Raw genomic sequence first — 24,365 nt, forward strand, 5'->3', positions numbered from 1 at the left:
GCCCCGGCCCACCCCTGCCCCCGATCCCGCCCGCCGGGCTCCGGCAGCCCCGCCGCCCCGGTGCTCCTCCCGGCCGCGCCGCGCCTCCGGCTCCGTACGCGCGGCAGGCCCGCCCGCCCCGGAACGCCACGGGGTGGGCGGGCCTGCTCGTGCGCTGCGCGGGTCGGGCCGGGCTCAGGGGCCGACGGTGATCTGCTGCGCCGGGTCGGTGGTGTCGGTGACCTTGTAGACGGCGTTGAACGTGGACGTGGTCGCGCTCGTCGGGCAGCCGAACCCGCCCGTGACGGCCACCGGCACGGTCGCGCCCGTGAAGGTCAGGCTCGGCGGGGCGCCGTTGACCCAGGTCCCCGAGACGTTCGCCGGGCCGGAGGGCGCGGCGGTCACCGTGCAGTTGGCCAGGCCGCTCGTTTGCAGGACGAGCCCGCCGGCGGGGACCGTCATGGTGGCGGTGATGGGGGATCCGTCCTGCATCGACACCGACCAGGAACCGCTGGTCGTGACCGTCGGGGTCACGCCCGGCAGGCTGGCGGTGCACGAGCTGTACGTCGGCGGGGTGATCGGGGAGGAGACCGGCCCGGCCGGGTTCTGGTTGCCGGGGGCTGCCGGGACGGTGCCGGTGGCGACGGAGACCGCACAGGTCACCGTGACCGCGCCGGCCTTGAGGGTGGCCTTCCCGCTGAGGGTGGCCTTGAAGGAGTGGCCGGCCGGGGTGACGGTCGTCGAGCCGGCGGCCGGCCGGGGCACGGCGGTGGCGGTGGCCGAGGCCACCGACAGCACTCCGGCGGCTGCCATCCCGAGGGCGAGCGCGGTGCGCTTTCGGCTCATGGCTGTGCTCCTTGGGGATCGTGGTGCGGGGTGGGGGTGGGGGTCGGGGTGCGAGTGGGAGCGGGATCGCGAGCGGGAGGGGACGGAGCGGGCGCCTGCGGGGCCGTGGGGGAACCCTCCGCGGGCGTGGCGGCGGCGCGCGGGGCGGCGTACGGCTGCCAGGCGAACATCAGGCCGCCGCCGAGGATCCCGAGCAGGGTGCCGATCAGGAAGCCGCCGAGGTTGGACAGCACCAGCGCGGCGGTCGCGATGAGCGTGGTCAGGACCCCGGCGAGGCCGCGCTGGGCGGGGGCGAACCAGGCGGTGAGGCCGAGTACGATCAGGACGAGCCCCATGAGGACCGACGGGAGGCCCGCCACGCCCTGCTGGAGCATGACCTTCAGCGGTGCCAGCGGCAGGACGCATATCTCGGCCCCGGCGAGGACGGCGAAGAGCCCGCCCCAGAACGGCCTGGTACGCCGCCACCGCCGCCAGCGGCTCAGAAGCATTCCTTCTTGCCCTTGCTGATGTTCATGCTCAGGCCGGAGAGCTTGAAGGTGCCCGCGTTGGTCGCCCACGCGGTTTGTTGGAGGTCGGTGATGCTGACGGTGTCCGCCTGCTGGGCGAACAGGTCCTGCATGCCCACGGCTTCCGCCGGGCCCTTGTCGAGGGTGGAGGCGTCGCGGCCGATCTCGATGTTGGTGAAGACGGCGTTGCCGGAGAGCTGGGTGGCGTCGACGAAGAGGTTGCTCGCCTCGACCGGGGCCTTCTTGCCGGCGGTGAGGTTGAGGGAGATGTCACCGACGAGGGGGAGCGAGGTGACCACCGACTGGCACAGGTTGTTGAGCCGGGCTTCCTTGATGGCGGTGACCGCCACCGGGATGAGCTCCTGACGGGCGTTGACGTCGATGCTGCCGTACTGGGCGAAGCCCTCGCCCTCCAGGCTCGACGCAGAGACCTTGAACTGCTGCCCCGAGACGGCGAAGGACGCGGCGAGCACGCCTTGTGCGAGGGCGATGCCGAGGCCGGCGGTCACGGCGACGGCGGGGACGGTCAGGACGGCGAAGCGACGCCAGCGGACCCGTCCGGCCCCCTCGTCGGCGGCGGACGCGTCTCTGCCGGGCGGGTCGGACACGTCCGGTAAGTGCGGGGAATCGGTCATGGGATCGTCCCTTATTTTCGGCTGTGCACCGTTGTTACCGACGAGTTGAATGTAAGAGTGCCAATGGGGGTTGGCAAGGTTGCTCGGGCGTACCGTTTCGGCCGAGTCCTACTCGTCGGTCCTGCCCCGTCTACCGCTCCGACCCCAGGAGTTCGGCGACCTCGGCCTCCACCCTCCGGGCCATCGCCCGGGCGAACTCCGCGGCCACGACCTCGCCGGCGACCGGACGCAGGGCCGACGCCGCCTCGCTGATGTGATCCAGCTGCGCGGCCGAAAGGTGCTCCAGCCCGTCCGGTCCGATCACGTGCCGCCGGAACAGCCCGACGAACCGGTCCGCGAGCGCCGCCGCCTGCATCTGGACGAGGTCCCCCGCGTCCAGGATCTCCGTGAGCGGCACGCCCTGCCGCACCAGCGTGAGCGTCGCCTCCAGCAACCGCCGGCTCCGGTGGGTGACCAGGTCCCCGTCGATGCGTACGTACCCCAGCCGGGCCGCCCGCCGGGTGTCCTCGGCGGTCGCCGCCGGCCCGAACAGCTCGGCCAGCTCCGCCAGGGTCATGGTGACCGGCTCCTCCTGCACCCAGTCCCGGGTCATCGCCCGCTCCAGGCCGAGCAGTTGGGACAGGCCCCCGCCCTCCTCCCACGCGTGCAGCAGTTCACCGATGCCGTTGACGGTGTAGCCGCGCCCGAGCAGGTCGCTGATCAGGCGCAGCCGGGTCAGGTGGTCCTCGGAGTACCAGGCGATCCGGCCCTCCCGGCGCGGCGGCGGCAGCAGCCCGCGCTCCTGGTAGTAGCGCAGGTTGCGCACCTTGACGCCGGCCGCCTGCGCCAGCTCCTCGCGGCGGTAGCGCCCCGCGCCGCCGCCGTCCGCGTCCCCACCGTCCACGTCGTCCCGCACCAGGCTGTTCACGCGGCCGAGTGTAGGACGTACTGGCTGGTCACATGGGCCGCGGACGCTTCTCCCGCTTCACGGCCCGCAGGACCACGAACCGCGGTTCGCTCGCGGCGACTTCGCTGTTGCCGAAGAGGCGGCGCAGGTGCGTGTGGTAGCCGAGGTGGCGGTTGGCGACGACCCACAGCTCGCCGCCCGGCCGCAGCGCCCGCCGCGACTGCGCGAACATCCGCAGCGCCGTCGCGTCCGTGGTGGCCTGGTGGGAGTGGAACGGCGGGTTGCACAGGACGAGGTCCACCGACCCGGCGGGGAGCATCGACAGCCCGTCGCCGACGTGGAACTCGGCCCGGTCGCGGCGGCCGTGCCGGACGTTCGCCCCGTACGTGGCCCGGGCGGAGGCCACCGCCTGGTACGACTCGTCCGCGAAGACGAGCTCCGCGTCGGGGTCCGCGACCGCGACCGCCGTACCGACGATGCCGTTGCCGCAGCCCAGGTCGACGACGCGGGCGCCGTCCGTGTTCGTCGGGATGCTCTGCAGGAAGAACCGGGTGCCGACGTCGAGGCGGTCCGCGCAGAAGATCCCCGCGTGGTTGACGGCGGTCAGGCCCGCCCCCGAACCGGCGTCCCGGTCCAGCGTGTACGTCAGCGGCCAGCCGCCACCGCCCGGCGCGCCGGCGGACGCGGCCACTGCCGCCGCCGCTGCCGCGATGACCGCGGGATCCGGGGTGCAGAAGATCAGCCGGGCCTTCTTCTCGGCGAGGGAGGTCCTGGTCGGACCGAGGATCCGCTCGAACAGGTTCAGCGTGGAGGTGTGGATCTCCTTGACCATGCCCGTGCCGACCACGACCGTGCCGGCGTGGACGTGCGGGGCCAGCCGCTGCAACTGGTCCTCCAGCAGCGCCAGGCTCTTGGGCACCCGCACGAGCAGGACGTCGATCCTCTGCGGCGGCGCGTCCTGGGTGGTCAGCAGCGTCACCGCGCCCTCGGTGGCCCCGGCACGCGCCAGGTTGGCCTCGGTGGCGGCGCGGGTCAGGGCGGAGTCGGTGATCTGCGTCGGCCGGTACGCGGCGAGCGCCGTGGTCAGCGCCCCCCAGCGGTCCCCGAGCACCGTGATCTGCCCGGCGCCGGCCAGGTCCACCGGGCCGCGTCCGCCCGTACCGGACTCCAGGTGGCGCAGCAGGTACTCGTCGGCGGCGTCCCAGGCCCGCAGGCGGTCGCGCGGGTCGGCGGGGAAGCGGGTGAGCTCGTAGGAGCCGAAGGGCGTGGTCAGACGGTTCATCGTGCCCCCAGGCTAACCGAGCCGACCGCCCGCCCCGCACGGCCCACGGCGGGACGCGGGGCGGGAACCGGCGCGGGAGGCGGGCCGGGCGTGTCGGCGTGCCGGACTACTCGGGGAACTCGCCGGCCATGGCCGCGGCGAGCCGCAGGTACGGCGCCGCCTCGGCCGAACGGCCCAGGCGCTCCAGCGTCCGGCCGAGCATCAGCTGCGCGTAGTCCTCCACCGGCCAGCGTTCCAGGATCGCGCGGAGCTCCTGCTCGGCGCGCGAGAGCTGCGCGGAGTGGTAGTAGGCACGGGCCAGCAGCAGCCGCGGAGCCAGCTGCTCGGGGACCTCGGCCACCAGCGCGTGCAGGACCTGCGCGGCCGGCGCGTACTCCTTCGCGTCGAAGAAGAGCCGGGCGCGCGCCCAGCGCTCGTCCGCCGTTCCGTGCCCGTAGTACGTCGTCGGCGCGTCCATCGGGTTCCTTCCGCTGCTCCGGTGCTGCGTCCGCCCCCTCCAACACGTGACGGGAGCCGGGCATTCCACGGAACACGGCGACGACGACGGTACTAAGTTGGTCCGTATGAGCAATCTCGATCGCCAGCCCGCTCTCTCCGCCTGTGGCGGCCGCGGCTTCGTCGTCGCCGAACCCGTGCGCGAGCTCCTCAGCCCCCGCACGGTCAAGCTCGGGGAATCCAGCCAGGTCCGCCGACTCCTGCCGAACCTGGGCCGTCGCATGGTGGGCGCCTGGTGCTTCGTCGACCACTACGGCCCGGACGACATCGCGGGCGAACCCGGCATGCAGGTTGCACCCCACCCCCACACCGGCCTCCAGACGGTGAGCTGGCTCCACGAGGGCGAGGTGCTGCACCGCGACAGCGTGGGCAGCCTCCAGACGATCCGGCCGCGCGAGCTGGGCCTGATGACCTCCGGCCGGGGGATCAGCCACTCCGAAGAGAGCCCCCGCACGCACGGCCGGTTCCTGCACGGCGCCCAGCTGTGGGTGGCCCTCCCCGACGCCCACCGCCACGTCGAGCCGCACTTCCAGCACCACGCCGAGCTGCCGCACGTGACCGCCCCCGGCCTGAGCGCCACGGTGATCCTGGGCACCCTCGACACGGCGACCTCGCCCGGCGCGGCCTACACCCCGATCGTCGGCGCGGACATCACCCTGGCGGCGGGCGCCGAGGCCCGGCTTCCGCTGGAGCCGGACTTCGAGTACGCGGTCCTGTCGATGTCCGGCGAGGCCCACGTCGACGGCGTCCCGGTCCTCCCGGGCTCCATGCTCTACCTGGGCTGCGGCCGCAGCGAACTCCCGCTGCGCGCGGCCTCGGACGCAGGGCTGATGCTCCTGGGCGGCGAGCCGTTCGAGGAGGAGATCGTGATGTTCTGGAACTGGATCGGCCGCTCCCACGAGGAGATCGCCCAGGCCCGCGAGGACTGGATGAACGGGTCCCGTTTCGGTGAGGTAAAGGGCTACGACGGTGCTCCGCTTCCTGCCCCAGAGCTACCGCCAACGCATCTGAAGCCGCGGGGTCGGGTGCGCTGAACTGCCAGTTGTTCAGGGATTCGCTGGGTGCGGCACTCGCGCCCCGAGCCATCAAGCGGCGGTCTCGACAGCTTGTGTGGGTGCGGGATTCAGGATGCGAGCCTTGCCGCTGTTGCGGTTGACCAGCACGTACCAGGCGTTGGTGTCGACGGTCGCGGCACTGGCGGGCTGGGCACTGAAGAGGGTTGCCACGAGCAACAACGGCACCAGGGCGGCGACCAGGCGTTTCAAGCCGGCCGGTGGCCGATGGCGAATCCACATCAGAGGACCTGCTTTGGGAGGTTGGGGTGAAGCGACCCGGGGAGGGGGCGGGGGCGCGGAGCGGCCGCGGCGGGGACGGCTTCGTCAGACGGAGTGGGGGTTGCCGTAGTAGGCGTTCGGGCCGTGCTTGCGGGTGAAGTGTCGGTCCAGGACGTGCTGCGGGGGTTCGACCGTGCCCAGGGCGATGGTGTGGAGGGCCATCTCGGCCACCGCCTCGCAGATGATGGCGTGCTCCAGGGAGGTGGTGGCGTCGGTGCCCCAGGTGAAGGGGCCGTGGTGGGCGACGAGGGCACCGGGGACTTCCTCGGCCCGGGTGTCGTCACGGCCCAGCAGGTCCACGATGACCTGGCCGGTGTTGTACTCGTAGTCCGTGGCGCACTGCTGCGGGGTGAGGGGAGCGGTGACGGGGACGGGACCGTTGAAGGTGTCCGCGTGGGTGGTGCCGAGCACCGGTATCGGGCGCCGGGCCTGGGCGAAGGCGACGGCGTGGGTGGAGTGCGTGTGGGTCACGCCTCCGATGGAGGGGAAGGCGAGGTAGAGGCTGCGGTGCGTCTCGGTGTCGGTAGACGGGCGCAAACGGCCTTCGACGACGCTCCCGTCGGACAGGGAGACGACGACCAGGTCCTCCTCGCTCAGTACGTCGTAGGCCACCCCCGAGGGCTTGATGACGAAGACGCCGGCCTGTCGGTCCACACCGCTCACGTTGCCCCAGGTGAGGGTGGCCAGGCCGGCTCGGGGGATGCGGAGGTTGGCCTCCAGTACCTCTCGGCGCAGTTCCCTGGAAACGGCGGTGCTCACGGTGGGCTCCGTCCTGGTGCGAGTGGAGGTGGGCACGGCGCTCTGCAGGGCAGGGGCGGGGGCGGTGGGGTGGGTGCTCACAGGCTCTGGGCCAGACGGTGGTACGCCTGGTTCCAGCGCAGCTCGCGCGTGAAGCGCCCGATGGTGGTGTCTTCGTCGATGACGGCGAGTTCGGTACGGAGCATCTCGGCGAGGTCTTCGAGCTCCTCGCCGCCGAGAGCGGTGGTCAGGACGGTGTGGTGCGGTGCTCCGGCCGTCAGCCAGGCTTCGGTGGAAGTGCGCAGGTCGGGGCGGGGGTGCCAGACGGCTCGTGCGACGGGGAGCTGGGGCAGCGGCTCGGGCGGGGCGACGACGTCGACGTGGTTGGCGACGAGGCGGAACCTGTCGCCCATGTCCGCGAGACCGACGACGACGGCCGGACCCGGATCCGCGTCGAAGACGAGACGGACCGGGTCTTCGCGTCCTCCGATACCGAGCGGATGGATCTCGCAAGCGGGCACTACTGTCGTGAGGGAGGGGCACACTTCGAGCATGTGGGCGCCGAGGACGAGCTCCTGGCCGGCCGTGAGGTCGTAGGTGTAGTCCTCCATGAAGGAAGTGCCGCCGGGCAGGCCGTGGGCCATCGTCTTCAGGGTGCGCAGCAGGGTGGCGGTCTTCCAGTCGCCTTCGCCGCCGAAACCGTAGCCGTCGGCCATCAGGCGCTGCACGGCGAGCCCCGGAAGCTGGCGCAGGCCGCCGAGATCCTGGAAGTTGGTGGTGAAGGCGCGGAACCCGCCCTCCGTGAGGAAGGCGCGCAGACCGGCTTCGATACGGGCGGCGTAGCGGAGGGAGGCGTGGCGCTCGCCGCCCGGCCGCAGCTCGGGTGCGAGGGCGTAGAGGTCCTCGTACTCCTTGACGAGGGCGGCAATGGTGTCTTCGGGGGCAGCGTCGACCGCCGCGACGAGGTCGTTGACGCCGTAGGTGTTGACCGAGACCCCGAACCGCAGTTGCGCCTCGACCTTGTCGCCTTCGGTGACGGCGACGTCCCGCATGTTGTCGCCGAAGCGGGCGAGTTTGAGGGTGGTCAGTTCGGAGCGGCCGACGGCGGCGCGGGCCCATCCGGCGATGCGGTCGACGACGTCGGGGGCGGAGACGTGGCCGGCCACGGTCTTGCGCGGTACACCGAGGCGGGTCTGGACGAAGCCGAACTCGCGGTCGCCGTGGGCGGCCTGGTTCAGGTTCATGAAGTCCATGTCGATGGTGGACCAGGGCAGTTGGCGGTTGGCCTGGGTGTGCAGGTGCAGCAGGGGCTTGCTCAGGGCGTCGAGGCCGGCGATCCACATCTTGGCAGGGGAGAAGGTGTGCATCCAGGCGATCAGGCCGATGCACCGGTCGTCGGCGTTGGCCTCCAGGCAGACTGCGCGGATGGCGGCCGCGTCGGTGAGGACGGGTTTCCATACGAGGCGGACGGCCATCTGGGGCCGGCGGCCGAGGACGTAGCAGATGGCGCGGGACTGGTCGGCGACCTGGGCGAGGGTGTCCTCGCCGTAGAGGGACTGACTGCCGGTGAGGAACCAGATCTCGCGGTCGGGCTGGGCGGGCGTCATGTCGGGTGTGCTCCTCGGAGGTGCTCGGGCGGAGAGGTGGGGCCGATGGAGGCGGGGGCGGGTGGTGCCCCGGTCAGCGGGCGGTGGCGTGGCGTGCGGTGTTGCGGATCCGGCGCAGGCGGTGCAGGAGGAGGTCCGCTCCGGTGCCGAAGTGGTCGTGCAGGGCGCGGTATGCGCTGTACAGCGCGTCGTAGGCGTCCGCCCGTGCGGCGTCGGGGACGTAGGCGTGGCGCTGGACGCCTCCCATGGCGGAGGCGGCGGAGCGGACGTCGGGGTAGGCGCCCGCGGCGACGGCGGCGTGAAGGGCCGAGCCGAGCGCCGGCCCCTGGTCGGATGTGCCGAGGGAGACGGGGCGGCGGAGCACGTCGGCGTGGATCTGCATGAGCAGTGCGTTCTTCTTCAGGCCGCCGGTGACGATGAACTCCTCGACGGGGATCCCGGCGCCCTCGAAGTTCTCGACGATCATCCGGGTGCCGTAGGCGGTGGACTCGAGCAGGGCCCGGTAGACGTCTTCGGGCCGGGTGTCGAGGGTGAGGCCGGCGATGACTCCGGAGAGGTGGTGGTCGACCAGGGGGGAGCGGTTGCCGTTCATCCAGTCCAGGGCGACCAGACCGTGCGCGCCGACCGGGCCGGCCGCGGCCTTGCGGGTCAGGAGCTGGTGGAGGTCCTCGCCGGATGCCGCCGCCTCGGCGCGGTAGTGGCCCGGGACGCCCTGCCGGAGCCACCAGGCGAAGATGTCACCGACCGCGCTCTGGCCGGCCTCGTAGCCGTAGGCGCCCTCGACGACGCCGCCGTCGACGACCCCGCAGATGCCGGGGACCTCGGCGAGGACGGCGCCGTTGAGGATGTGGCAGGTGGAGGTGCCCATGATGGCGAGCATCCGCCCGTTCTCGACGGCGCCGGCCGCGGGCGCGGCCACGTGGGCGTCGACGTTGCCGGCGGCGACGGCTATGCCCTCGGGGAGGCCGGTCCAGCGCGCGGCCCGCCCGCTCAGTGCGCCGACGCGGGAGCCCAGTGGTGACAGTGGGTGCTCCAGGCGCGTGGCGGGGAAGTCGGCGAAGTCCGGGTGCAGCCGGGCCAGGAAGTCGGGCGAGGGGTAGGAGCCGTCCTGGTGGATGCCCTTGTAGCCGGCGGTACAGGTGTTGCGGGACTCGGTGCCGGTCAGCTGCCAGACGATCCAGTCGGCCGCCTCGATCCAGCGGGCGCAGGCCGCGTAGACGGCGGGATCGTCCTCCAGGACCTGCAAGGCCTTCGCATACTGCCACTCGGAGGAAATCTTGCCGCCGTACCGTGTGATCCACTTCTCGCCGTGGGCGTGGGCGAGGGCGTTGATGCGGTCGGCCTGTCCCTGGGCGGCGTGGTGCTTCCACAGTTTGGGCCAGGCGTGCGGGCGGTCGGCCCACTCGGGGATCAGGGCGAGCGGGGTGCCGTCCGGGGCGGTCGGCAGGACCGTGCAGGCGGTGAAGTCGGTGGCGATGCCGATGACGCGGTCGGGGTCGATGGCGGCGTCGGCGACCGCCGCGGGAACGGCGGTACGCAGGACGTCGCGCCAGTCCTCCGGGTGCTGCAGGGCCCAGTCGGGGAGCAGGGGGACGCCGGTGGAGGGAAGGCGGTCCTCGATGACGGCGTGACGGTACTCGTGGACCGACGAACCGAGTTCGGCGCCGTCCCGGACCCTGACCACGACGGCGCGCCCGGAGAGGGTGCCGAAGTCGACACCGATGGTGCAGGCCTCGGGATGATGACGGGTTGCGGGGACGGAAGGCACGTGTGGGGTCACGATGCGGTCTCTCTCGTCATGAGCAGCGGTCGGAGAAGCCCTCTGATTGTTAACGCTCACAATTCTGTTGGACAAGAGCTGTGGGCAGTTCAGTCGAGCATCGGGCAAGGAATGGGGCCTTGGTGTGCGCGCACTTGGTGCCGTGGCCGGAGGGGTGTGCCGGCAGCCCGCGGCGTCCGGTGCGGCGTCGGCGCCGGCACCGACGTCGGCGGAGCGGCGGCCGTGCGCCGCCAGACGCCGAACGGCCGGCAGGAGACCCGCCACCGGCGGTCGGAAGGCGGTGGCAAGAGCCGCCCGGTGCGTCAGTCGTCGCCTGAAGGGCGCGTGCTCGCGCGCATGATGAGCTGCGGTTCCACGAGGAGGTGCTCGGCCTTCCGGGCGCGCCCCTCGATGTGGTCGACGAGGAGTCCGATGCTCCGGCGCCCGATGGCCGCGAAGTCCTGGCGGACCGTGGTCAGGGGCGGAGGGAAGTACTCGGCTTCGGGGATGTCGTCGAAGCCGGCGACGGCCACCTGTCCGGGAGTGCGGATCCCCGCCTCGCGTAGCGCCCGCAGGACGCCGAGGGCCATCTGGTCGTTGGCGACGAAGACGGCGGTGACCGGTGTCGCTCCCCGACGGGCCAGGGCGAGCCCGGCGAGTTCCTGTCCCGCCCGGTATCCGGACAGCGGGCTCCAGTCCCCCGTCAGTACGCGCGGAGGTCTGATGCCGCTCTCCTGCAGGACCGCGCGCCATCCGGCGGTGCGGGCCTCGCTCTCCAACCAGTCGTCGGGACCCGCCACGTGCCAGACGGTGCTGTGCCCGGCGGCGAGCAGGTGCTCCGTGACCATGCGGGCCCCGAGCTCCTGGTCGAGGGAGACGCCGGGCAGGTCGAGCTGATGACCGCCCTCCACGGTGACCACGGGGAAGGGCGCGTCCAGTTCGGCGAGCGCCTGGACGTGCGAGCGCTGCGGGGTGATGGCGACCACACCCTCCACGCCCCAGGACGCGAGGTGGTCGATGGCGCCCTTGAGGCCCTGCCCCTCGCCGGTGCGCAGGCTGACGGTGGAAACCAGGTAGCCCTGCTCCCGGGCCGCCTCCTGCAGGCCGGTCAGGGTGCTTGCGGGTCCGTACAGGGCGGTGTTGACGGCGATGACGCCCAGCGTCCTCGTCCTGCGCGTCACCAGGGCGCGTGCGGCGGAGTTGCGGCGGTATCCCAGCCGCTCGATGGCCCGGGTGACCTGTTCCCGGGTGGCCGCGCGTACGTTGGGGTGGCCGCTCAGCACCCGGGAGACGGTCTGGTGGGAGACCCCCGCCTCGCGCGCGACGTCGGCCATCGTCGGCGGGCGGACGTCTTCCGCGGGATGCGCCACGTTCGCCTCCCTTCTCCCTGCTCACGGCTGTACATCGATGCGAGAGAACCTTAGCGCCTTTCGCATCACGCCATTGTGAACGCTAACAATCCAGCTCGGCCAGGGCGTCGACGCCCTGGCCACCCCGCCGGAACAGTGCTGACCCGATGGGGCGAGGACTCACTTCTGGTCGGGGTGAGCACCGTCCGGCAGCAGGCCGTCGAGGGCCTGGTGCTGCTCGCGGCGGTCGGCTTGGACGTGTGGAAGAAGCACGGGGGAGGAGCTGACACGCTAAGGCGCCGGGCGGGATCCGCCGAAGAGCCGTTGGAGGAGGATGAAGACGAACAGCAGGCCGCCGATGACGATGCGCGTCCACCACGAGCTGAGCGTGCCCTGGAAGCTGATGATGGTCTGGATCAGACCGAGGACCGTCACGCCCAGGGCGGTGCCGAGGACGAACCCGGAGCCGCCGGTCAGCAGCGTCCCTCCGATGACCACGGCCGCGATGGCGTCGAGTTCCATGCCGATGGCGTGCAGGGCATAGCCGGACAGCATGTAGAAGGTCAGCAGCAGACCGCCGAGGGCGGAGCACAGGCCGCTCACGGCGTACACCGCGATCTTGGTGCGTCCCACGGGCAGGCCCATGAGACGGGCCGAGGACTCGTTGCCGCCAATGGCGTACACGGTGCGGCCGAAGCGGGTGTGGTGGAGGACGACGAAGGCGAGCGCGAGCACGACCAGGGCGATGACCACGGCTGGTGAGACGAACAGTCCCCCCGGCAGGAGCACCCGAGTCTGGGCGATCCGCGTGGTCGACGGGTCGGTGAGGGAGATGGACTCGGTGCTGATCGTGTAGCAGAGGCCGCGGGCGAGGAACATGCCCGCGAGGGTGACGATGAAGGGCTGGATCTCGAAGGTGTGGATCACCCAGCCCATCAGTGCGCCGCCTCCTGCTCCCACCAGCAGGACCAGCGGCACCGCCAGGGCGAGCGGCGCGCCGTGCTGTTCGACGAGCCAGGCCGTCAGCATGGTCGACAAGGCCACCATGGAGCCGACCGAGAGGTCGATTCCGCCGGTGAGGATGACGAACGTCGTGCCGATCGCCACCACGAGTAGGAAGCCGTTGTCGATCAGGACGTTGAGCAGGACCTGCCCGGAGAAGAAGCCCTCGTAGTGCACGGAGCCGATCGAGAACATGGCGATCAGCAGAGCGGCGGTGACCATGAGCGGCAGACGGGCGGCATGCCGCACCGGGAACCGCTGGAGCGGCCTGGTGAAGGAGCTGAGGGTGGTGCTCACGGGTGGACCTCCTGCTGGCGGACTCCTGCGTCGCCGACCGCGGGGGCCGAGGCGGTGGGGCGGCGACGGCGTGGGAGTCGCGCGCGGAACGCGGGCGACTGGACGAGACACACGACGATGACGACCAGGGCCTTGAAGACGAGGGTGGTCTCCGGCGGTACGCCGAGGGTGTAGATCGTGGTCGAGAGGGTCTGGATGATCAGCGCGCCCAGGACCGTCCCGCCGAGGGAGAAGCGGCCGCCGGTGAGGGCCGTGCCGCCGATGACCACGGCGAGGATCGCGTCCAGCTCGATCCACAGGCCCGCGTTGTTGCCGTCGGCGCTGGACACGTTGGAGCTGATCATCAGACCGGCCACCGCGGCGCACACGGCACTGACGACGTAGACCGTGACCAGAAGGCCGGCCGCCCTGACGCCCACGAGTCGGCTCGCGACCGGATTGCCGCCCACCGACTCGATGAGCATGCCGAGCGCGGTCCGCCGGACGACGAGGGAGGTGACGGCGACGACGGCCGCGGCCAGCAGGACGGCGAAGGGGAAGGTGAGCCAGTAGCCGCCGCCGATCATCTTGTAGGTGCTGCTGGACACGCTGATGATCTGGCCGTCGGTGATCAGCTGGGCCACGCCGCGCCCGGCGACCATGAGCACGAGCGTGGCGACGATGGGTTGGACGCCCAGCCGGGCGACGAGGAAGCCGTTCAGCAGTCCGATGGCGGCGGCCACGCCGACCGCCACCGTGATCGCCGACATGACGGTGGGCAGATTTCCGGGGTTCTTCGCGTTGGCGATGTGCTCGCATGCGAGGGCGCCGGCGATGGCGACGGTTGAGCCGACCGAGAGGTCGATGCCCCGGGTGGCGATGACCAGCGTCATGCCGAGCGACACCAGGATCAGAGGAGCGCCGAACTGGAGGATGTCGATCAGGCTGCCGTACAGGTGTCCGTTCTGGACGCGGACGGCGAAGAAGTCATGGGTGAACGCGACGTTCCCGAGCAGCAGGGCGGCCAGGAAGGTGGCGGGCCAGAACAGGCGGTGCCCGGTGAGCTGCCGGGCGACAGGCGCCCGGGCCGGACGTCCCCCGGTGCCCGTGTCGTCAGATGGTGTCATGAGGTGGCTCCGGTGGCGATGGTGCCCAGGATCCGGTCGGGCGTCAGGGCCGGGTCGTTGAGGAGGGTGGCGACGAGTCGGTGGTCGCGCAGGACACCCACGCGGTGGCTCAGCCGTAGTACTTCCTCGATTTCGGCGGAGATGAAGACAACTGCAGTGCCTTCCGTGGCCAGGCGGGTGACCAGCTTCTGGATCTCCGTCTTGGCGCCGATGTCGATGCCCCGGGTGGGTTCGTCCAGGATCAGCAGCTCGGGGTCGGTGAGGAGCCACCGGGCGAGCAGGACCTTCTGCTGGTTGCCGCCGCTGAGATTGCGGACCTGGACCTCGGGGTTGGCCGGGCGGATGTCGAGAACCTCGGTCCACCGGGCGGCGATCTCGTCCTGGCGAGCGCGCGAGAGGGGCTTGGTCCAGCCACGGGCGGCCTGAAGGGCGAGCACGATGTTCTCACGGACCGTGAGCTCGGCGATCAGGCCCTCTTCCTTGCGGTTCTCCGAACAGAAGGCGATCCTGCGGGCGATCGCGGCCCGCGGGGACCGCAGGTGGGCACGTTCGCCGTCGATCCGGAGCTCTCCTCCGTCGGCGTGGTCGGCCCCGAAGAGCAGCCTGGCTGCCTCGGTGCGTCCGGATCCGAGCAGTCCGGCCAGGCCGATGACCTCGCCGCGGTGGATGTCCAGGTCGTAGGGCTGGACGGCACCGGAGCGGGCGAGCCCGCGGGCGCTGAGGAAGGGGGTTTCCGCTGGAGCGGGGGCGGCGGTGCCGGTGCGGGAGGTCTCCGCGAGTTCGTCGAGGGTGCGGAGTTCGCTGCCGACCATGCGGTGGACGAGGGTGACGGGGGTCAGTTCGTCGATCCGGTACTCGCCTTCGAGGCGGCCGTTCCGCAGAACGGTCACCCGGTCGCACAGGTCGAAGACCTGGTCGAGGAAGTGGGTGACGAAGAGGATCGCGACGCCCCGGTCGCGCAGCCGGCGCACCAGGGTGAACAGCTGGGCGACCTCGTCCCGGTCGAGGCTGGAGGTGGGCTCGTCGAGGATGAGGACCTTGGCCTCGATGTCCACGGCTCTTACGATCGCCACCAGTTGCTGGACGGCGAGGGACTGCGCGCTCAGCGGCAGGCGGACGTCGAGGTCGAGTTCCAGTTCGGTGATGAGTCCTGCCGCGCGTTCGTGGAGGGCCGACCAGTGGATCAGTCCGAGGCGCCGGGGTTCACGGCCGATGAGGATGTTCTCGGCGACCGAGAGGTTGGGACACAGGTTCACCTCCTGGTAGACCGTGCTGATTCCGGCGTGCTGTGCGTCCGGTGGCGCGGTGAACCGCTGGGTGCTGCTGTCGACGGAGACGGTTCCCGCGTCGGGTGTGTGGACCCCGGTGAGTACCTTGATGAGGGTCGACTTGCCGGCGCCGTTCTCGCCCATCAGCGCGTGTACCTCGCCGGGGAAGAGGCGCAGGTCCACGCCGTCGAGGGCGAGGACGCCGGGGAAGGCCTTGCGGATGCCGTGGGCTTCCAGGACCGGCCGGTCGGTGCGGGTGGGTGTGCAGGGGGTGGGTGGGGCTGCCATCCGCCCTCCTCTCCTGAGGAAGGGGGCGGCGCGAGGGCCGCCCCCGGTCTGGTGCGGGCGGGGGGTCAGTACTGGCGGCCGGGCAGGGCTGCCGTGGCCTGGTCCTGGGTGAAGACGCCCTCCTTGACCTCGATCCGTCGCGGGACGCTCTCCCCCGCCGCGACCTTCTTGGCGAGTTCCATCAGCTGGTCGCCGAGGAGCGGGTTGCACTCGACCACCACGTTGATCTTCTTCTCCTGCATGGCGACGAAGGCGTCCTTGATGCCGTCGACGGAGATCACCTTGATGTCGGTGCCCGGCTTCTTGCCCGCCTCCTCGATGGCCTGGATGGCGCCCAGAGCCATGTCGTCGTTGTGGGCGTACAGGACGTCGATGTCCTTGTGGGACTTGAGGAAGGCTTGCATGACCTCCTTGCCCTTGGCGCGGGTGAAGTCCCCGGTCTGGGAGTCGACGACCTTGAACTTGGGGTCGCCCTTGATGGCGTCGGCGAAGCCCGCCTTGCGGTCGTTGGCGGGGGCGGAGCCGGTAGTGCCCTGGAGCTCGACGACGTTGACCGGCTCGGAGGTTCCCTGGTACTCCTTCACCAGCCACTTGCCGGCCTCCTGGCCCTCCTTGACGAAGTCCGAGCCGAGGAAGGTCCGGTAGAGGGAGGTGTCCTGCGAGTCGACGGCGCGGTCGGTGAGGATCACCGGGATGCCGGCGTTCTTGGCCTCCTTCAGGACGGTGTCCCAGCCGGATTCGACCACCGGCGAGAAGGCGATGACGTCCACCTTCTGCTGGATGAAGGTGCGGATCGCTTTGATCTGGTTCTCCTGCTTCTGCTGCGCGTCGGAGAACTTCAGGGTGACGCCGGCCTTCTCGGCCGCCTCGCGTACGGACTTGGTGTTGGCGGTGCGCCAGCCGCTCTCGGCTCCCACCTGGGCGAACCCGAGCACCAGCTTGCCGTCGGGGGAGCCTTTGCCGGCGCTGCCGGTGGGCGCGGGCTCGGTGGTGCAGGCGGTCAGCACACTGCCGGCCAGGGCGGTGGCGGCGATGATGCGGAGGGCTCTGTGGGCCATGTCGTGGATCCTCTCGGGACGTGCGTCGTACCAGGCGGAGCCCGTGGGGGCGATGGGTCCGGCGAAGGCAGCGGTGCGGAGCAGGGTTGAGACGGGGCGGAGGCAGAGTGAAGCGTCGGCCCCGGCGAGCGGTGGCCGACGAATGCGAGACATTGTGAGCGCTAACAGACTTGTAACTCAAGGGCTGTTGCGACCGTTACCCGTTCTTGATGAGCAGGGTGAACGGGGACGGACGGTGTAGGAGACTCCTGAACCGGCAGGCACTGAAAGGCGACGAAGCTGCCGGCTGCACAGGCGACCGGATCGGGGCTCCGGCCACGCGCGGTGCGGCGACCCGAGGGAAGGAGCCGGGGAAGTTGTGAGCGCTAACACCCAATTGCCGTGCATGACTCGTCGAGGACGGGTTGGGAGCGGCGCATCGCATGCACCGAGATCTCTGTCCGACTCGTCCCGCCCGTTTCTTCGGCGGCGGGGCCGCTGTACCGGGCCCTCCCCACCGGCAGGGCCCGGTCCTTCGCCCGAGGCGGGGGCTTTGGTCGCACACCTTTGCGGACGTTAGGGTCTGACGCCGTGATGAGGAGGGTGGGAATGGGGCTCATGGATGCGGACCACGCGGGGCTGGTCGTCGCGGCGCAGGCCGGGGATGACCGGGCGCGTGAAGAGCTGATCGCCGCCTACCTGCCGTTGATCTACAACATCGTCCGACGAGCGCTGAGCGCACATGCCGACGTCGACGACGTCGTCCAGGAAACGCTGTTGCGCGTGGTGCGCGATCTGCCTGCCTTGCGCGCCCCCGACAGCTTCCGCTCCTGGCTGGTGTCGATCACGCTCCGCCAGATACACACCCATTGGAACCGGCAACGCGCCTTCGCCGACCGGACCGCGGTCATCGACGAGGCACTCCACATACCGGATGCCGGCCCCGAACCCGAGGACGCGACGATCCTGCGGCTGCATGTGTCGGACGAGCGCCGTCAGATCGCGGAAGCCGGCCGGTGGCTCGACCCGGACCACCGGGTGCTGCTGTCGCTGTGGTGGCAGGAGCGCGCCGGTCTCCTGAACCGTGAGGACATGGCCGCCGCGACGGGCCTCACGGTCGCCCACGTGGGAGTGCGCCTGCAACGCATGCGCGAGCAGTTGGACCTGAGCCGGACGATCGTCGCCGCGTTGGAGGCCCACCCGCGCTGCCCCCAGCTGGACGAGACCGTCGCCGGCTGGGACGGTCTGCCTGCATCAGTGTGGCGGAAGCGGATCGCGCGGCACACCCGCGACTGTCCGGTCTGCACGGCGACGACGAGCCGGGTCCCTGCTGAGCTACTGCTCCTCAGCCTCGCACCCCTGGCCGTCCCTGCCGGACTCATCGCCGCGCTGACCGCCAAGGGCCTGCTGTCGGGTTCGGCGGCGAGCGCCGCCGGGGCGGCCATGGCCCCCGTCGCCGTCGGCACGGCGACGGGGGGAGGCGGTCTGCACGGCGTGCTGACCGGCAAACTCCACGCGGTGACCGCTCATCCGCTGGCGAGCCTCGCCGCCGGCGCGGTGCTCGTCACCGGGGCCGCCACCTACGCAACCTGGCCGGAACCGGCGCACCGGGCGCCCGGCGTCAGCGCCGCTCCCGCGGTCGGCAATCCCACGCCGATCCCGTCGAGCACCCCCATGTCGACCGGATCGCCGTCGGCGAGTCCGTCCGCCGTCGCAGGCACGGTTCCGCTGGGTGCACAATCACTGGAGTCCGTGGACGAACCCGCCCTGTACCTGACGTATTCCGGCGACTTCGCGACGCTGGGCCGGGTCTCCACGTCCAGCAGCGCGCAGACACGGCAGCGAGTCACGTTCACGGTGGTCCAGGGGCTGGCGGACAAACGGTGCGTCACCTTCCGTGCTGCCGATGGCCGTTATCTGCGGCATCACTATCTGCGGCTGCGGCTGAGCACCGACGACGGCAGCGAACTGTTCCGCAAGGACGCCACCTTCTGTCCGCGGCCCGGGGCGGTCGCAGGGTCGGTGACCCTGCACTCCCACAACTACCCCGGATCGGTCATCCGCCACCGCGACGGCGGCATCTGGCTCGATGGCTCCGACGGCACTGGGGCCTTCGCCGGCCAGGCCTCCTTCGTCGTCCGCAAGGCCTGGTCTTGAGAACTGCTCCTTGAGCATTGCGGACCGGGCCGCGCAGTGACAGCCGGCGAGCCTGCACCCGGTTTCCAGCACTGCGCAGTTCACAACCCCGGCAGTGAGCCGAGTGCTGCGCCGCATCCGGCGTCAGTCCGCATGCATCGACGCGCGCCTCGTTGAACCAGCCTGAAAACCGAGCACGGCAACCGCCCACCCGTGCCGTTACAGACACCACTGCTGAGCAGGGCGGCCTCCCCTTTCACAGGGACGACCAGACCGCGGGGCGTGGCGTAACACTTTTTGCCTGCGAGATGCATCACGGGGCGATCGTCGGGGTGGCGCCACTTTTCTGTTACGCGGCCTCGGGTTAGGAAGCCTCCACTTCGTGGGGTGTCCTTCCCGCCGCTCACCATGCGTGCTGGCGGGGGAGGCCCCCACTTCCCCGTCGGCATATCCCCTGAAGAAAGCGCCCCCATGACGCGACATACCCGTGAACCCCGGGCGACCGGTACGCAGGATCGGCGCCACCTCCTGCACCGCACCCACCCCACGGCGGACCAGGCCGTAACGGCCGATGCACGCACGATCACGGAACCCAAGGCGACCCGAGACCCCCGAGGAGCATCATGAAGGGCCTGCACCGGCGCGGTCGGCGTCGCCGGACACTGACGATCGGACTGTCGGCCGCGGCGCTGGTGGCCGGCGTCATGACGCTCCTCCCCAGCTCCGCCGGAGCCGCAACACCCCTCGGCACGCAGGCGGCGCCCTCGGGCAGGTACTTCGGCACCGCTGTGGCCGCCGGCAGGCTCGGCGATGCGAAGTACGCCGCCATCCTGGACCGGGAGTTCAACATGATCACCCCGGAAAACGAGATGAAGTGGGACGCCATCGAACCGTCCCGTGGCAAGTTCACCTTCGGCCCGGCCGATCAGATCGTCAACCATGCCGCGGCACACGGCCAGCGCCTGCGCGGCCACACCGCGGTCTGGCACTCGCAGCTCCCCTCCTGGGTCAGCTCCATCGGCGACGCGAACACACTGCGCGGCGTGATGAACAACCACATCACCACCTTGATGACCCGTTACAAGGGCAAGATCCACTCATGGGACGTGGTCAACGAAGCCTTCGCCGACGGCTCCACCCAGCACCGCAGCTCGGTGTTCCAGAACGTGCTGGGCAACGGCTTCATCGAGGAAGCGTTCCGCACCGCCCGGGCGGCCGACTCCTCCGCCAAGCTCTGCTACAACGACTACAACATCGAGAACTGGTCGGACGCCAAGACCCAGGGCGTCTACAGCATGGTCAAGGACTTCACGTCGCGTGGTGTGCCGATCGACTGCGTCGGGTTCCAGAGCCACTTCGGCACCAGCGGCCCACCGTCCAGCTTCCAGACCACCTTGTCCAACTTCGCCGCCCTGGGTGTCGACGTCCAGATCACCGAGCTGGACATCGCCCAGGCGTCGCCCACCCACTACACCAACACGGTCAAGGCCTGCCTGTCCGTGGCCCGGTGTACCGGCATCACGGTATGGGGCATCCGCGACGGCGACTCCTGGCGCAGGGGCGAAAACCCCCTGCTGTTCGACAACAACGGCAACCCCAAGGCCGCCCACACCGCTGTCGTGAACGCCTTCAAGACAGCCCCCGGTACCACCCTCGGGACCGGCACCGGCGAGATCAAGGGCGTTGCCTCCGGTCGCTGCATCGACATCGAAGGTTCCTCCACTGTCAACGGAACCCAGGCGCAGCTGTGGGCCTGCCACGGACGAACCAACCAGCGCTGGACCCACACCTCCGGCAAGCAGCTGATGATCTACGGCAACAAGTGCCTGGACGCCAGGGCCAAGGGCACCAGCAACGGCACCGCGGTGGTCATCGAGGACTGCAACGGCGGCGTCAGCCAGCAGTGGAACATCAACACCAACGGCACGATCGCCGGGGTCCAGTCCGGGCTGTGCCTCGACGCCGTCGGCGCGGCCACCGCCAACCGCACCAAGATTCAGCTGCACTCCTGCTGGTCCGGCGGCAACCAGAAGTGGACCGGCCTGTCAGGGACGTCGACCCCGACAACGCCCGCGCCGACGGGCGGCACGTGTGCTCTTCCGTCGAGGTACCGGTGGACGTCGACGGGTGCGCTGGCGCAGCCGGCGAACGGGTGGTCCTCGCTGAAGGACTTCACCCACGTGACGTACAACGGCAAGCACCTGGTCTACGGGTCGAACTTCTCAGGATCCTCGTACGGCTCGATGATGTTCGGGCCCTTCACGAACTGGTCGGACATGGCGTCGGTCGGCCAGTCCGGCATGAGCCAGGCCGCGGTGGCGCCCACACTGTTCTACTTCGCGCCCAAGAAGATCTGGGTGCTGGCGTACCAGTGGGGGGCGTGGCCCTTCATCTACCGCACGTCGAGCGACCCGACGAACCCCAACGGCTGGTCCGCGCCGCAGCCGCTGTTCACCGGAAGCATCCCCCGCACCGATTCCCCCACCGGCCCGATCGACCAGACCCTGATCGCCGACGACCAGAACATGTATCTGTTCTTCGCCGGTGACAACGGCAAGATCTACCGCGCGAGCATGCCGATCGGAAACTTCCCGGGCAACTTCGGCTCCTCGTACACGACGGTCATGAGCGACACGCCCGAGAACCTGTTCGAGGCGCCGCAGGTCTACAAGGTTCAGGGCCAGAACCAGTACCTCATGATCGTCGAGGCAAGGGGCGCGAACCAGGCGCGCTACTTCCGCTCGTTCACGGCCTCCAGCCTGAGCGGTTCGTGGACCCCGCAGGCCGGCAGCGAGAGCAACCCCTTCGCGGGCAAGGCGAACAGCGGTGCCACCTGGACCAACGACATCAGCCACGGTGACCTGGTCCGCGACAACCCGGACCAGACCATGACCATCGACCCCTGCAACCTGCGATTCCTCTACCAGGGCAAGTCCCCCGCAGCTGGCGGCCCCTACGACCGACTGCCGTACCGGCCGGGTCTCCTCACCCTGCAGCGCTGACCTGCCCGATCCACGGTGATATTGCAAGGAGAACAACCCCCCATGAAGAACCCCACGAACAGCGGACGCCGCGGACGTCACCGCCGCCGCTGGACCGGGACCGGACTGCTGCTCGGTGCGCCCGCCGTCGTCGTGCCGTATCTCCTGTTCGTGCAGGACGACTCGCAGGCCGCGACGGTCGACGGCAATGCCTACTACAGGCTGGTTTCCGTACGCAGCGGCAAGGCGCTGGACGTCAACGCCTTCTCCACCGCCGACGGCACCCGCATCCAGCAGTGGACCGACCAGAACACCGCCAACCAGCAGTGGAAGCTGCGACCCACCGGGGACGGCTACTACGAGCTGGTGAACCGCAACAGCGGCAAAGTACTGGGCATAGCGGGGGATTCGACCGCCCAGGCAGCCGCCGCCGAGCAGCAGACCGACAGCTCCTCCACCTCCCAGGAATGGCGGATCGACGACGTGAGCGGTTCCAGCGCCGTCGTCTTCACCTCCCGCAGGAGCGGCCAGGTCCTGGACGTCTCCGGAGGCTCCACGGCCGACGGCGCGGCAGTCATCCAGTACCGCGGCCATGGCGGCACCAACCAGCAGTGGAAGCTGGTGAAGACGGCCGAGACCCAGGCGCCCGGATCCGGACCGTACACATGGCGAAACGCCCAGGTGGTGGGCGGCGGTTACGTCACCGGGCTGGTGTTCAACCCGCGGGAGAAGGGCCTGCTGTACGCGCGTACCGACATGGGAGGCGCCTACCGTTGGGACACCGGGGCCGAGCAGTGGATCCCGCTGACCGACTGGCTCGGAGAGAAGGACTGGAACCTGCTGGGCATCGACGCGCTGGCCACCGACCCCGTCGAACCCGACCGGCTCTACCTCGCCACCGGCACCTACACCAACAACTGGGCCGGCAACGGCGCGATCCTGCGCTCCAAGGACCGCGGCCGCACCTGGCAGCGCACCGACCTGCCCTTCAAGCTGGGCGGCAACGAGGACGGCCGCGGGGCGGGCGAACGGCTGGCGATCAACCCCGCGGACAACGGCACCCTCCTGCTGGGCACGCGCAAGAACGGCCTGTGGCGCAGCACCGACCACGGCGCGACATGGAGCCAGGTCGCCTCGTTCCCCGTCAAGGACGGGGCGAGCAGCGGCGCGGGCATCTCCTTCGTGACGTACGGCCCGGCCGGCAGCAAGACGGTCTACGTCGGCGTCGCCGACAGGTCCACCTCCCTCTACCGCTCGACCGACGGCGGCAGCACGTGGCAGGCCGTCCCCGGGCAGCCCACCGGACAGATGCCGCAGCACGGCGTGCTCTCCGGTGACGGTTCGCTGTACCTGACGTACACCAATGCCCTCGGCCCCAATGGCGTGACGGCGGGCTCGGTGTGGAAGCACACGCCGGCCGGCGGGACGTGGAAGAACATCTCCCCGTCCCAGGGCAACTACGGGTTCTCCGGTCTGGCCGTCGACCCGCGCAAGCCCTCCACCGTGATGGTCACCACCCTCGGCCGCTGGTGGCCGGAGGACGAGATCTACCGGACCACCGACGGCGGCACGACATGGAAGGCACTGGCCGACAAATCCGTGCGGGACGCCTCCGCCGCTCCGTACGTGGGTACCGGCACCGGGCACTGGATGACCGCCCTGGCCATCGATCCCTTCGACTCCGGACACGTGCTGTACGGCACCGGCAGCGGCATTCTGCGCAGCAAGGACGCCAACGCCTCCGACAGCGGCGGCACCAGCCACTGGAGCGTGGGGGCCCGCGGGCTGGAGGAGACCGCACTGCTGGACGCGATCGCCCCGCCCGGCGGCGCCCATGTCATCACGGCCATGGGCGACCTGGGCGGATTCCGCCACGACTCCCTGACCGAGGTGCCCGCCGGGCGACTGAAGAACCCGATGATGACCAACAGCACATCCATCGACTTCGCACAGTCCAACCCCTCGCTGATGGTCCGCGTCGGCCGGGGCGGTGCGCAGGACGGCGGCTACTCCACCGACGGCGGCCGCAGCTGGAACGGCTTCGCGTCAGAACCGGTGGCCGGAGCCGACAGCGGACGTGTAGCGCTCTCCGCCGACGGCTCGGTCATCGTCTGGACGCAGACCGGCCAGGCCCCGTACCGTTCGACCGACAAGGGAGCGAGCTGGTCGAAGGTCAGCGGCCTGGGCACCGACGCCGTGGTCGTCGCCGACCGCTCCTCGGCCGGGACGTTCTACTCGCTGGCCGGCGGCACGCTTTACGCCAGCACCGACGGCGGGGCGACCTTCAGCGCCCGGGCCGCCAACCTGCCCGCCGACGGCCGGCTCAAGGCCGTCCCCGGAGTCGCGGGGGACCTGTGGATCGCCGGCGGTGGCCAGGGGCTCCTGCACTCCACCGACGGTGGCCGCACCTTCACCAGGCTCGCCCCGGTGAAGTCCGCCTCCGCCCTCGGCTTCGGCAAGGCCGCACCGGGCGCCTCCTACCAGGCCCTGTACCTGATCGGCACCGTCAAGGACGTCACCGGCGTCTTCCGCTCCACCGACAAGGGCGCCACCTGGGTCCGCGTCAACGACGACGCCCACCAGTGGGGCAGCATCGGCGGCGTCGGCGTCATCACCGGCGACCCCGACGTCTTCGGCCGCGTGTACGTGGGCACCAACGGACGCGGCCTGCAGTACGGCGACCCGTCCTGACCCCGACGCTCCGGCGGGGGCGCACGGCCAACGGCCTGCGGCCCCCCCACCGCCCGTGCGGCTGGGGTGGTTTCCCTGCCGGAACCGCAAAAACCGGTTCGCGAGGAACGAATACAGGTTGTCGAGCCCCTGGTTTAGGCGTG

18 protein-coding genes and 2 pseudogenes are annotated in these 24,365 nt (G+C 70.6%); 5 read left to right on the forward strand and 15 right to left on the reverse strand.

The genetic code is table 11. The annotated features are described in order from the left end of the window. Window positions 1-174: 174 nt before the first annotated feature. The 6 genes from ACFV7Q_RS21780 to ACFV7Q_RS21805 all read right to left on the reverse strand — a co-directional run bounded on the left by ACFV7Q_RS21780 (window position 175) and on the right by ACFV7Q_RS21805 (window position 4,591). Window positions 175-825 (reverse strand): hypothetical protein, encoded by a 651-nt coding sequence (locus ACFV7Q_RS21780; protein ID WP_385430694.1) that lies wholly within the window; start codon window positions 823-825, stop codon window positions 175-177. After that, a complete protein-coding gene (locus ACFV7Q_RS21785) occupies window positions 822-1,313 on the reverse strand; it encodes a DUF6114 domain-containing protein (RefSeq protein WP_385430696.1) in 492 nt (163 codons plus the stop codon). Before ACFV7Q_RS21785 ends, ACFV7Q_RS21780 begins: the two co-directional genes overlap by 4 nt. Beyond that, the gene (locus tag ACFV7Q_RS21790) at window positions 1,304-1,966 is read right to left on the reverse strand and encodes a DUF6230 family protein (RefSeq protein WP_385430698.1); all 663 of its coding nucleotides are present in this window, start codon (window positions 1,964-1,966) and stop codon (window positions 1,304-1,306) included. The genes ACFV7Q_RS21785 and ACFV7Q_RS21790 overlap by 10 nt, the downstream gene beginning before the upstream one ends. A 130-nt stretch (window positions 1,967-2,096) precedes the next feature. Further along, window positions 2,097-2,873, reverse strand: a complete 777-nt coding sequence (locus ACFV7Q_RS21795) for a MerR family transcriptional regulator (protein ID WP_385430700.1) — start codon at window positions 2,871-2,873, stop codon at window positions 2,097-2,099. Window positions 2,874-2,901: 28 nt separating this feature from the next. Beyond that, window positions 2,902-4,125, reverse strand: coding sequence for a methyltransferase (locus tag ACFV7Q_RS21800; protein ID WP_385430717.1), 1,224 nt, complete (start codon window positions 4,123-4,125; stop codon window positions 2,902-2,904). A gap of 115 nt (window positions 4,126-4,240) precedes the next feature. After that, entirely contained in the window at window positions 4,241-4,591 is a 351-nt protein-coding gene (locus tag ACFV7Q_RS21805; protein ID WP_385430701.1) for a tetratricopeptide repeat protein, read from the reverse strand. A 106-nt stretch (window positions 4,592-4,697) separates the two neighbouring features. Here ACFV7Q_RS21805 and ACFV7Q_RS21810 point away from each other — a divergent pair, with 106 nt between their 5' ends. Further along, window positions 4,698-5,663, forward strand: coding sequence for a pirin family protein (locus ACFV7Q_RS21810; RefSeq protein WP_385430702.1), 966 nt, complete (start codon window positions 4,698-4,700; stop codon window positions 5,661-5,663). A 99-nt stretch (window positions 5,664-5,762) separates the two neighbouring features. On the opposite strand, the pseudogene ACFV7Q_RS21815 reads toward ACFV7Q_RS21810, so the two are convergent. The 9 genes and pseudogenes from ACFV7Q_RS21815 to ACFV7Q_RS21855 all read right to left on the reverse strand — a co-directional run. Next, window positions 5,763-5,924 (reverse strand): annotated as a pseudogene (locus tag ACFV7Q_RS21815) (alpha-L-arabinofuranosidase); the annotation flags it as partial. Window positions 5,925-6,008: 84 nt separating this feature from the next. Next, window positions 6,009-6,722: an L-ribulose-5-phosphate 4-epimerase AraD gene (gene araD / locus ACFV7Q_RS21820; RefSeq protein ID WP_385430703.1), complete on the reverse strand. Its 714-nt coding sequence runs from the start codon at window positions 6,720-6,722 to the stop codon at window positions 6,009-6,011. A 77-nt stretch (window positions 6,723-6,799) separates the two neighbouring features. Next, window positions 6,800-8,308: an L-arabinose isomerase gene (araA, locus tag ACFV7Q_RS21825; protein WP_385430705.1), complete on the reverse strand. Its 1,509-nt coding sequence runs from the start codon at window positions 8,306-8,308 to the stop codon at window positions 6,800-6,802. A gap of 73 nt (window positions 8,309-8,381) precedes the next feature. Continuing rightward, the gene (gene araB / locus ACFV7Q_RS21830) at window positions 8,382-10,088 is read right to left on the reverse strand and encodes a ribulokinase (RefSeq protein ID WP_385430707.1); all 1,707 of its coding nucleotides are present in this window, start codon (window positions 10,086-10,088) and stop codon (window positions 8,382-8,384) included. A gap of 302 nt (window positions 10,089-10,390) precedes the next feature. Next, window positions 10,391-11,437, reverse strand: coding sequence for a LacI family DNA-binding transcriptional regulator (locus tag ACFV7Q_RS21835; RefSeq protein ID WP_385430708.1), 1,047 nt, complete (start codon window positions 11,435-11,437; stop codon window positions 10,391-10,393). Window positions 11,438-11,707: 270 nt separating this feature from the next. Next, entirely contained in the window at window positions 11,708-12,715 is a 1,008-nt protein-coding gene (gene yjfF, locus ACFV7Q_RS21840; protein ID WP_385430710.1) for a galactofuranose ABC transporter, permease protein YjfF, read from the reverse strand. Beyond that, window positions 12,712-13,821, reverse strand: coding sequence for an ABC transporter permease (locus tag ACFV7Q_RS21845; RefSeq protein WP_385430711.1), 1,110 nt, complete (start codon window positions 13,819-13,821; stop codon window positions 12,712-12,714). The genes yjfF and ACFV7Q_RS21845 overlap by 4 nt, the downstream gene beginning before the upstream one ends. Next, complete coding sequence (locus ACFV7Q_RS21850) at window positions 13,818-15,377, reverse strand: sugar ABC transporter ATP-binding protein (protein ID WP_385430713.1); 1,560 nt, start codon at window positions 15,375-15,377, stop codon at window positions 13,818-13,820. Before ACFV7Q_RS21850 ends, ACFV7Q_RS21845 begins: the two co-directional genes overlap by 4 nt. A gap of 65 nt (window positions 15,378-15,442) precedes the next feature. Further along, window positions 15,443-16,435, reverse strand: coding sequence for an ABC transporter substrate-binding protein (locus ACFV7Q_RS21855; protein WP_385430714.1), 993 nt, complete (start codon window positions 16,433-16,435; stop codon window positions 15,443-15,445). 588 nt (window positions 16,436-17,023) lie between these two features. On the opposite strand from ACFV7Q_RS21855, the gene ACFV7Q_RS21860 reads away from it, so the two are divergent. The 4 genes and pseudogenes from ACFV7Q_RS21860 to ACFV7Q_RS21875 all read left to right on the forward strand — a co-directional run bounded on the left by ACFV7Q_RS21860 (window position 17,024) and on the right by ACFV7Q_RS21875 (window position 24,222). After that, window positions 17,024-18,571 carry a sigma-70 family RNA polymerase sigma factor gene (locus ACFV7Q_RS21860; RefSeq protein WP_385430715.1) on the forward strand — a complete coding sequence of 516 codons (1,548 nt, stop codon included), beginning with the start codon at window positions 17,024-17,026 and terminating at the stop codon, window positions 18,569-18,571. Between the two features lie 683 nt (window positions 18,572-19,254). After that, window positions 19,255-20,118, forward strand: a pseudogene (locus ACFV7Q_RS21865) (endo-1,4-beta-xylanase); the annotation flags it as partial. A 51-nt stretch (window positions 20,119-20,169) separates the two neighbouring features. Further along, window positions 20,170-21,552 carry a non-reducing end alpha-L-arabinofuranosidase family hydrolase gene (locus tag ACFV7Q_RS21870; protein ID WP_385430719.1) on the forward strand — a complete coding sequence of 461 codons (1,383 nt, stop codon included), beginning with the start codon at window positions 20,170-20,172 and terminating at the stop codon, window positions 21,550-21,552. Window positions 21,553-21,594: 42 nt separating this feature from the next. Beyond that, a complete protein-coding gene (locus ACFV7Q_RS21875) occupies window positions 21,595-24,222 on the forward strand; it encodes an RICIN domain-containing protein (RefSeq protein WP_385430716.1) in 2,628 nt (875 codons plus the stop codon). The last annotated feature ends 143 nt before the right edge of the window (window positions 24,223-24,365 follow it).

It is taken from the genome of Streptomyces sp. NPDC059851 (genome assembly GCF_042732005.1).
Lineage (GTDB): Bacteria > Actinomycetota > Actinomycetes > Streptomycetales > Streptomycetaceae > Streptomyces.

What these genes read in the sequence shown, in the direction of transcription:
- ACFV7Q_RS21875 (WP_385430716.1), top strand. Translation starts at nt 21,595, where the DNA reads ATGAAGAACCCCACGAACAGCGGACGCCGCGGACGTCACCGCCGCCGC.
- ACFV7Q_RS21780 (WP_385430694.1), bottom strand. Translation starts at nt 825, where the DNA reads ATGAGCCGAAAGCGCACCGCGCTCGCCCTCGGGATGGCAGCCGCCGGA.
- ACFV7Q_RS21790 (WP_385430698.1), bottom strand. Translation starts at nt 1,966, where the DNA reads ATGACCGATTCCCCGCACTTACCGGACGTGTCCGACCCGCCCGGCAGA.
- ACFV7Q_RS21860 (WP_385430715.1), top strand. Translation starts at nt 17,024, where the DNA reads ATGGGGCTCATGGATGCGGACCACGCGGGGCTGGTCGTCGCGGCGCAG.
- araA (WP_385430705.1), bottom strand. Translation starts at nt 8,308, where the DNA reads ATGACGCCCGCCCAGCCCGACCGCGAGATCTGGTTCCTCACCGGCAGT.
- ACFV7Q_RS21845 (WP_385430711.1), bottom strand. Translation starts at nt 13,821, where the DNA reads ATGACACCATCTGACGACACGGGCACCGGGGGACGTCCGGCCCGGGCG.
- ACFV7Q_RS21850 (WP_385430713.1), bottom strand. Translation starts at nt 15,377, where the DNA reads ATGGCAGCCCCACCCACCCCCTGCACACCCACCCGCACCGACCGGCCG.
- ACFV7Q_RS21785 (WP_385430696.1), bottom strand. Translation starts at nt 1,313, where the DNA reads ATGCTTCTGAGCCGCTGGCGGCGGTGGCGGCGTACCAGGCCGTTCTGG.
- ACFV7Q_RS21810 (WP_385430702.1), top strand. Translation starts at nt 4,698, where the DNA reads ATGAGCAATCTCGATCGCCAGCCCGCTCTCTCCGCCTGTGGCGGCCGC.
- ACFV7Q_RS21855 (WP_385430714.1), bottom strand. Translation starts at nt 16,435, where the DNA reads ATGGCCCACAGAGCCCTCCGCATCATCGCCGCCACCGCCCTGGCCGGC.
- ACFV7Q_RS21805 (WP_385430701.1), bottom strand. Translation starts at nt 4,591, where the DNA reads ATGGACGCGCCGACGACGTACTACGGGCACGGAACGGCGGACGAGCGC.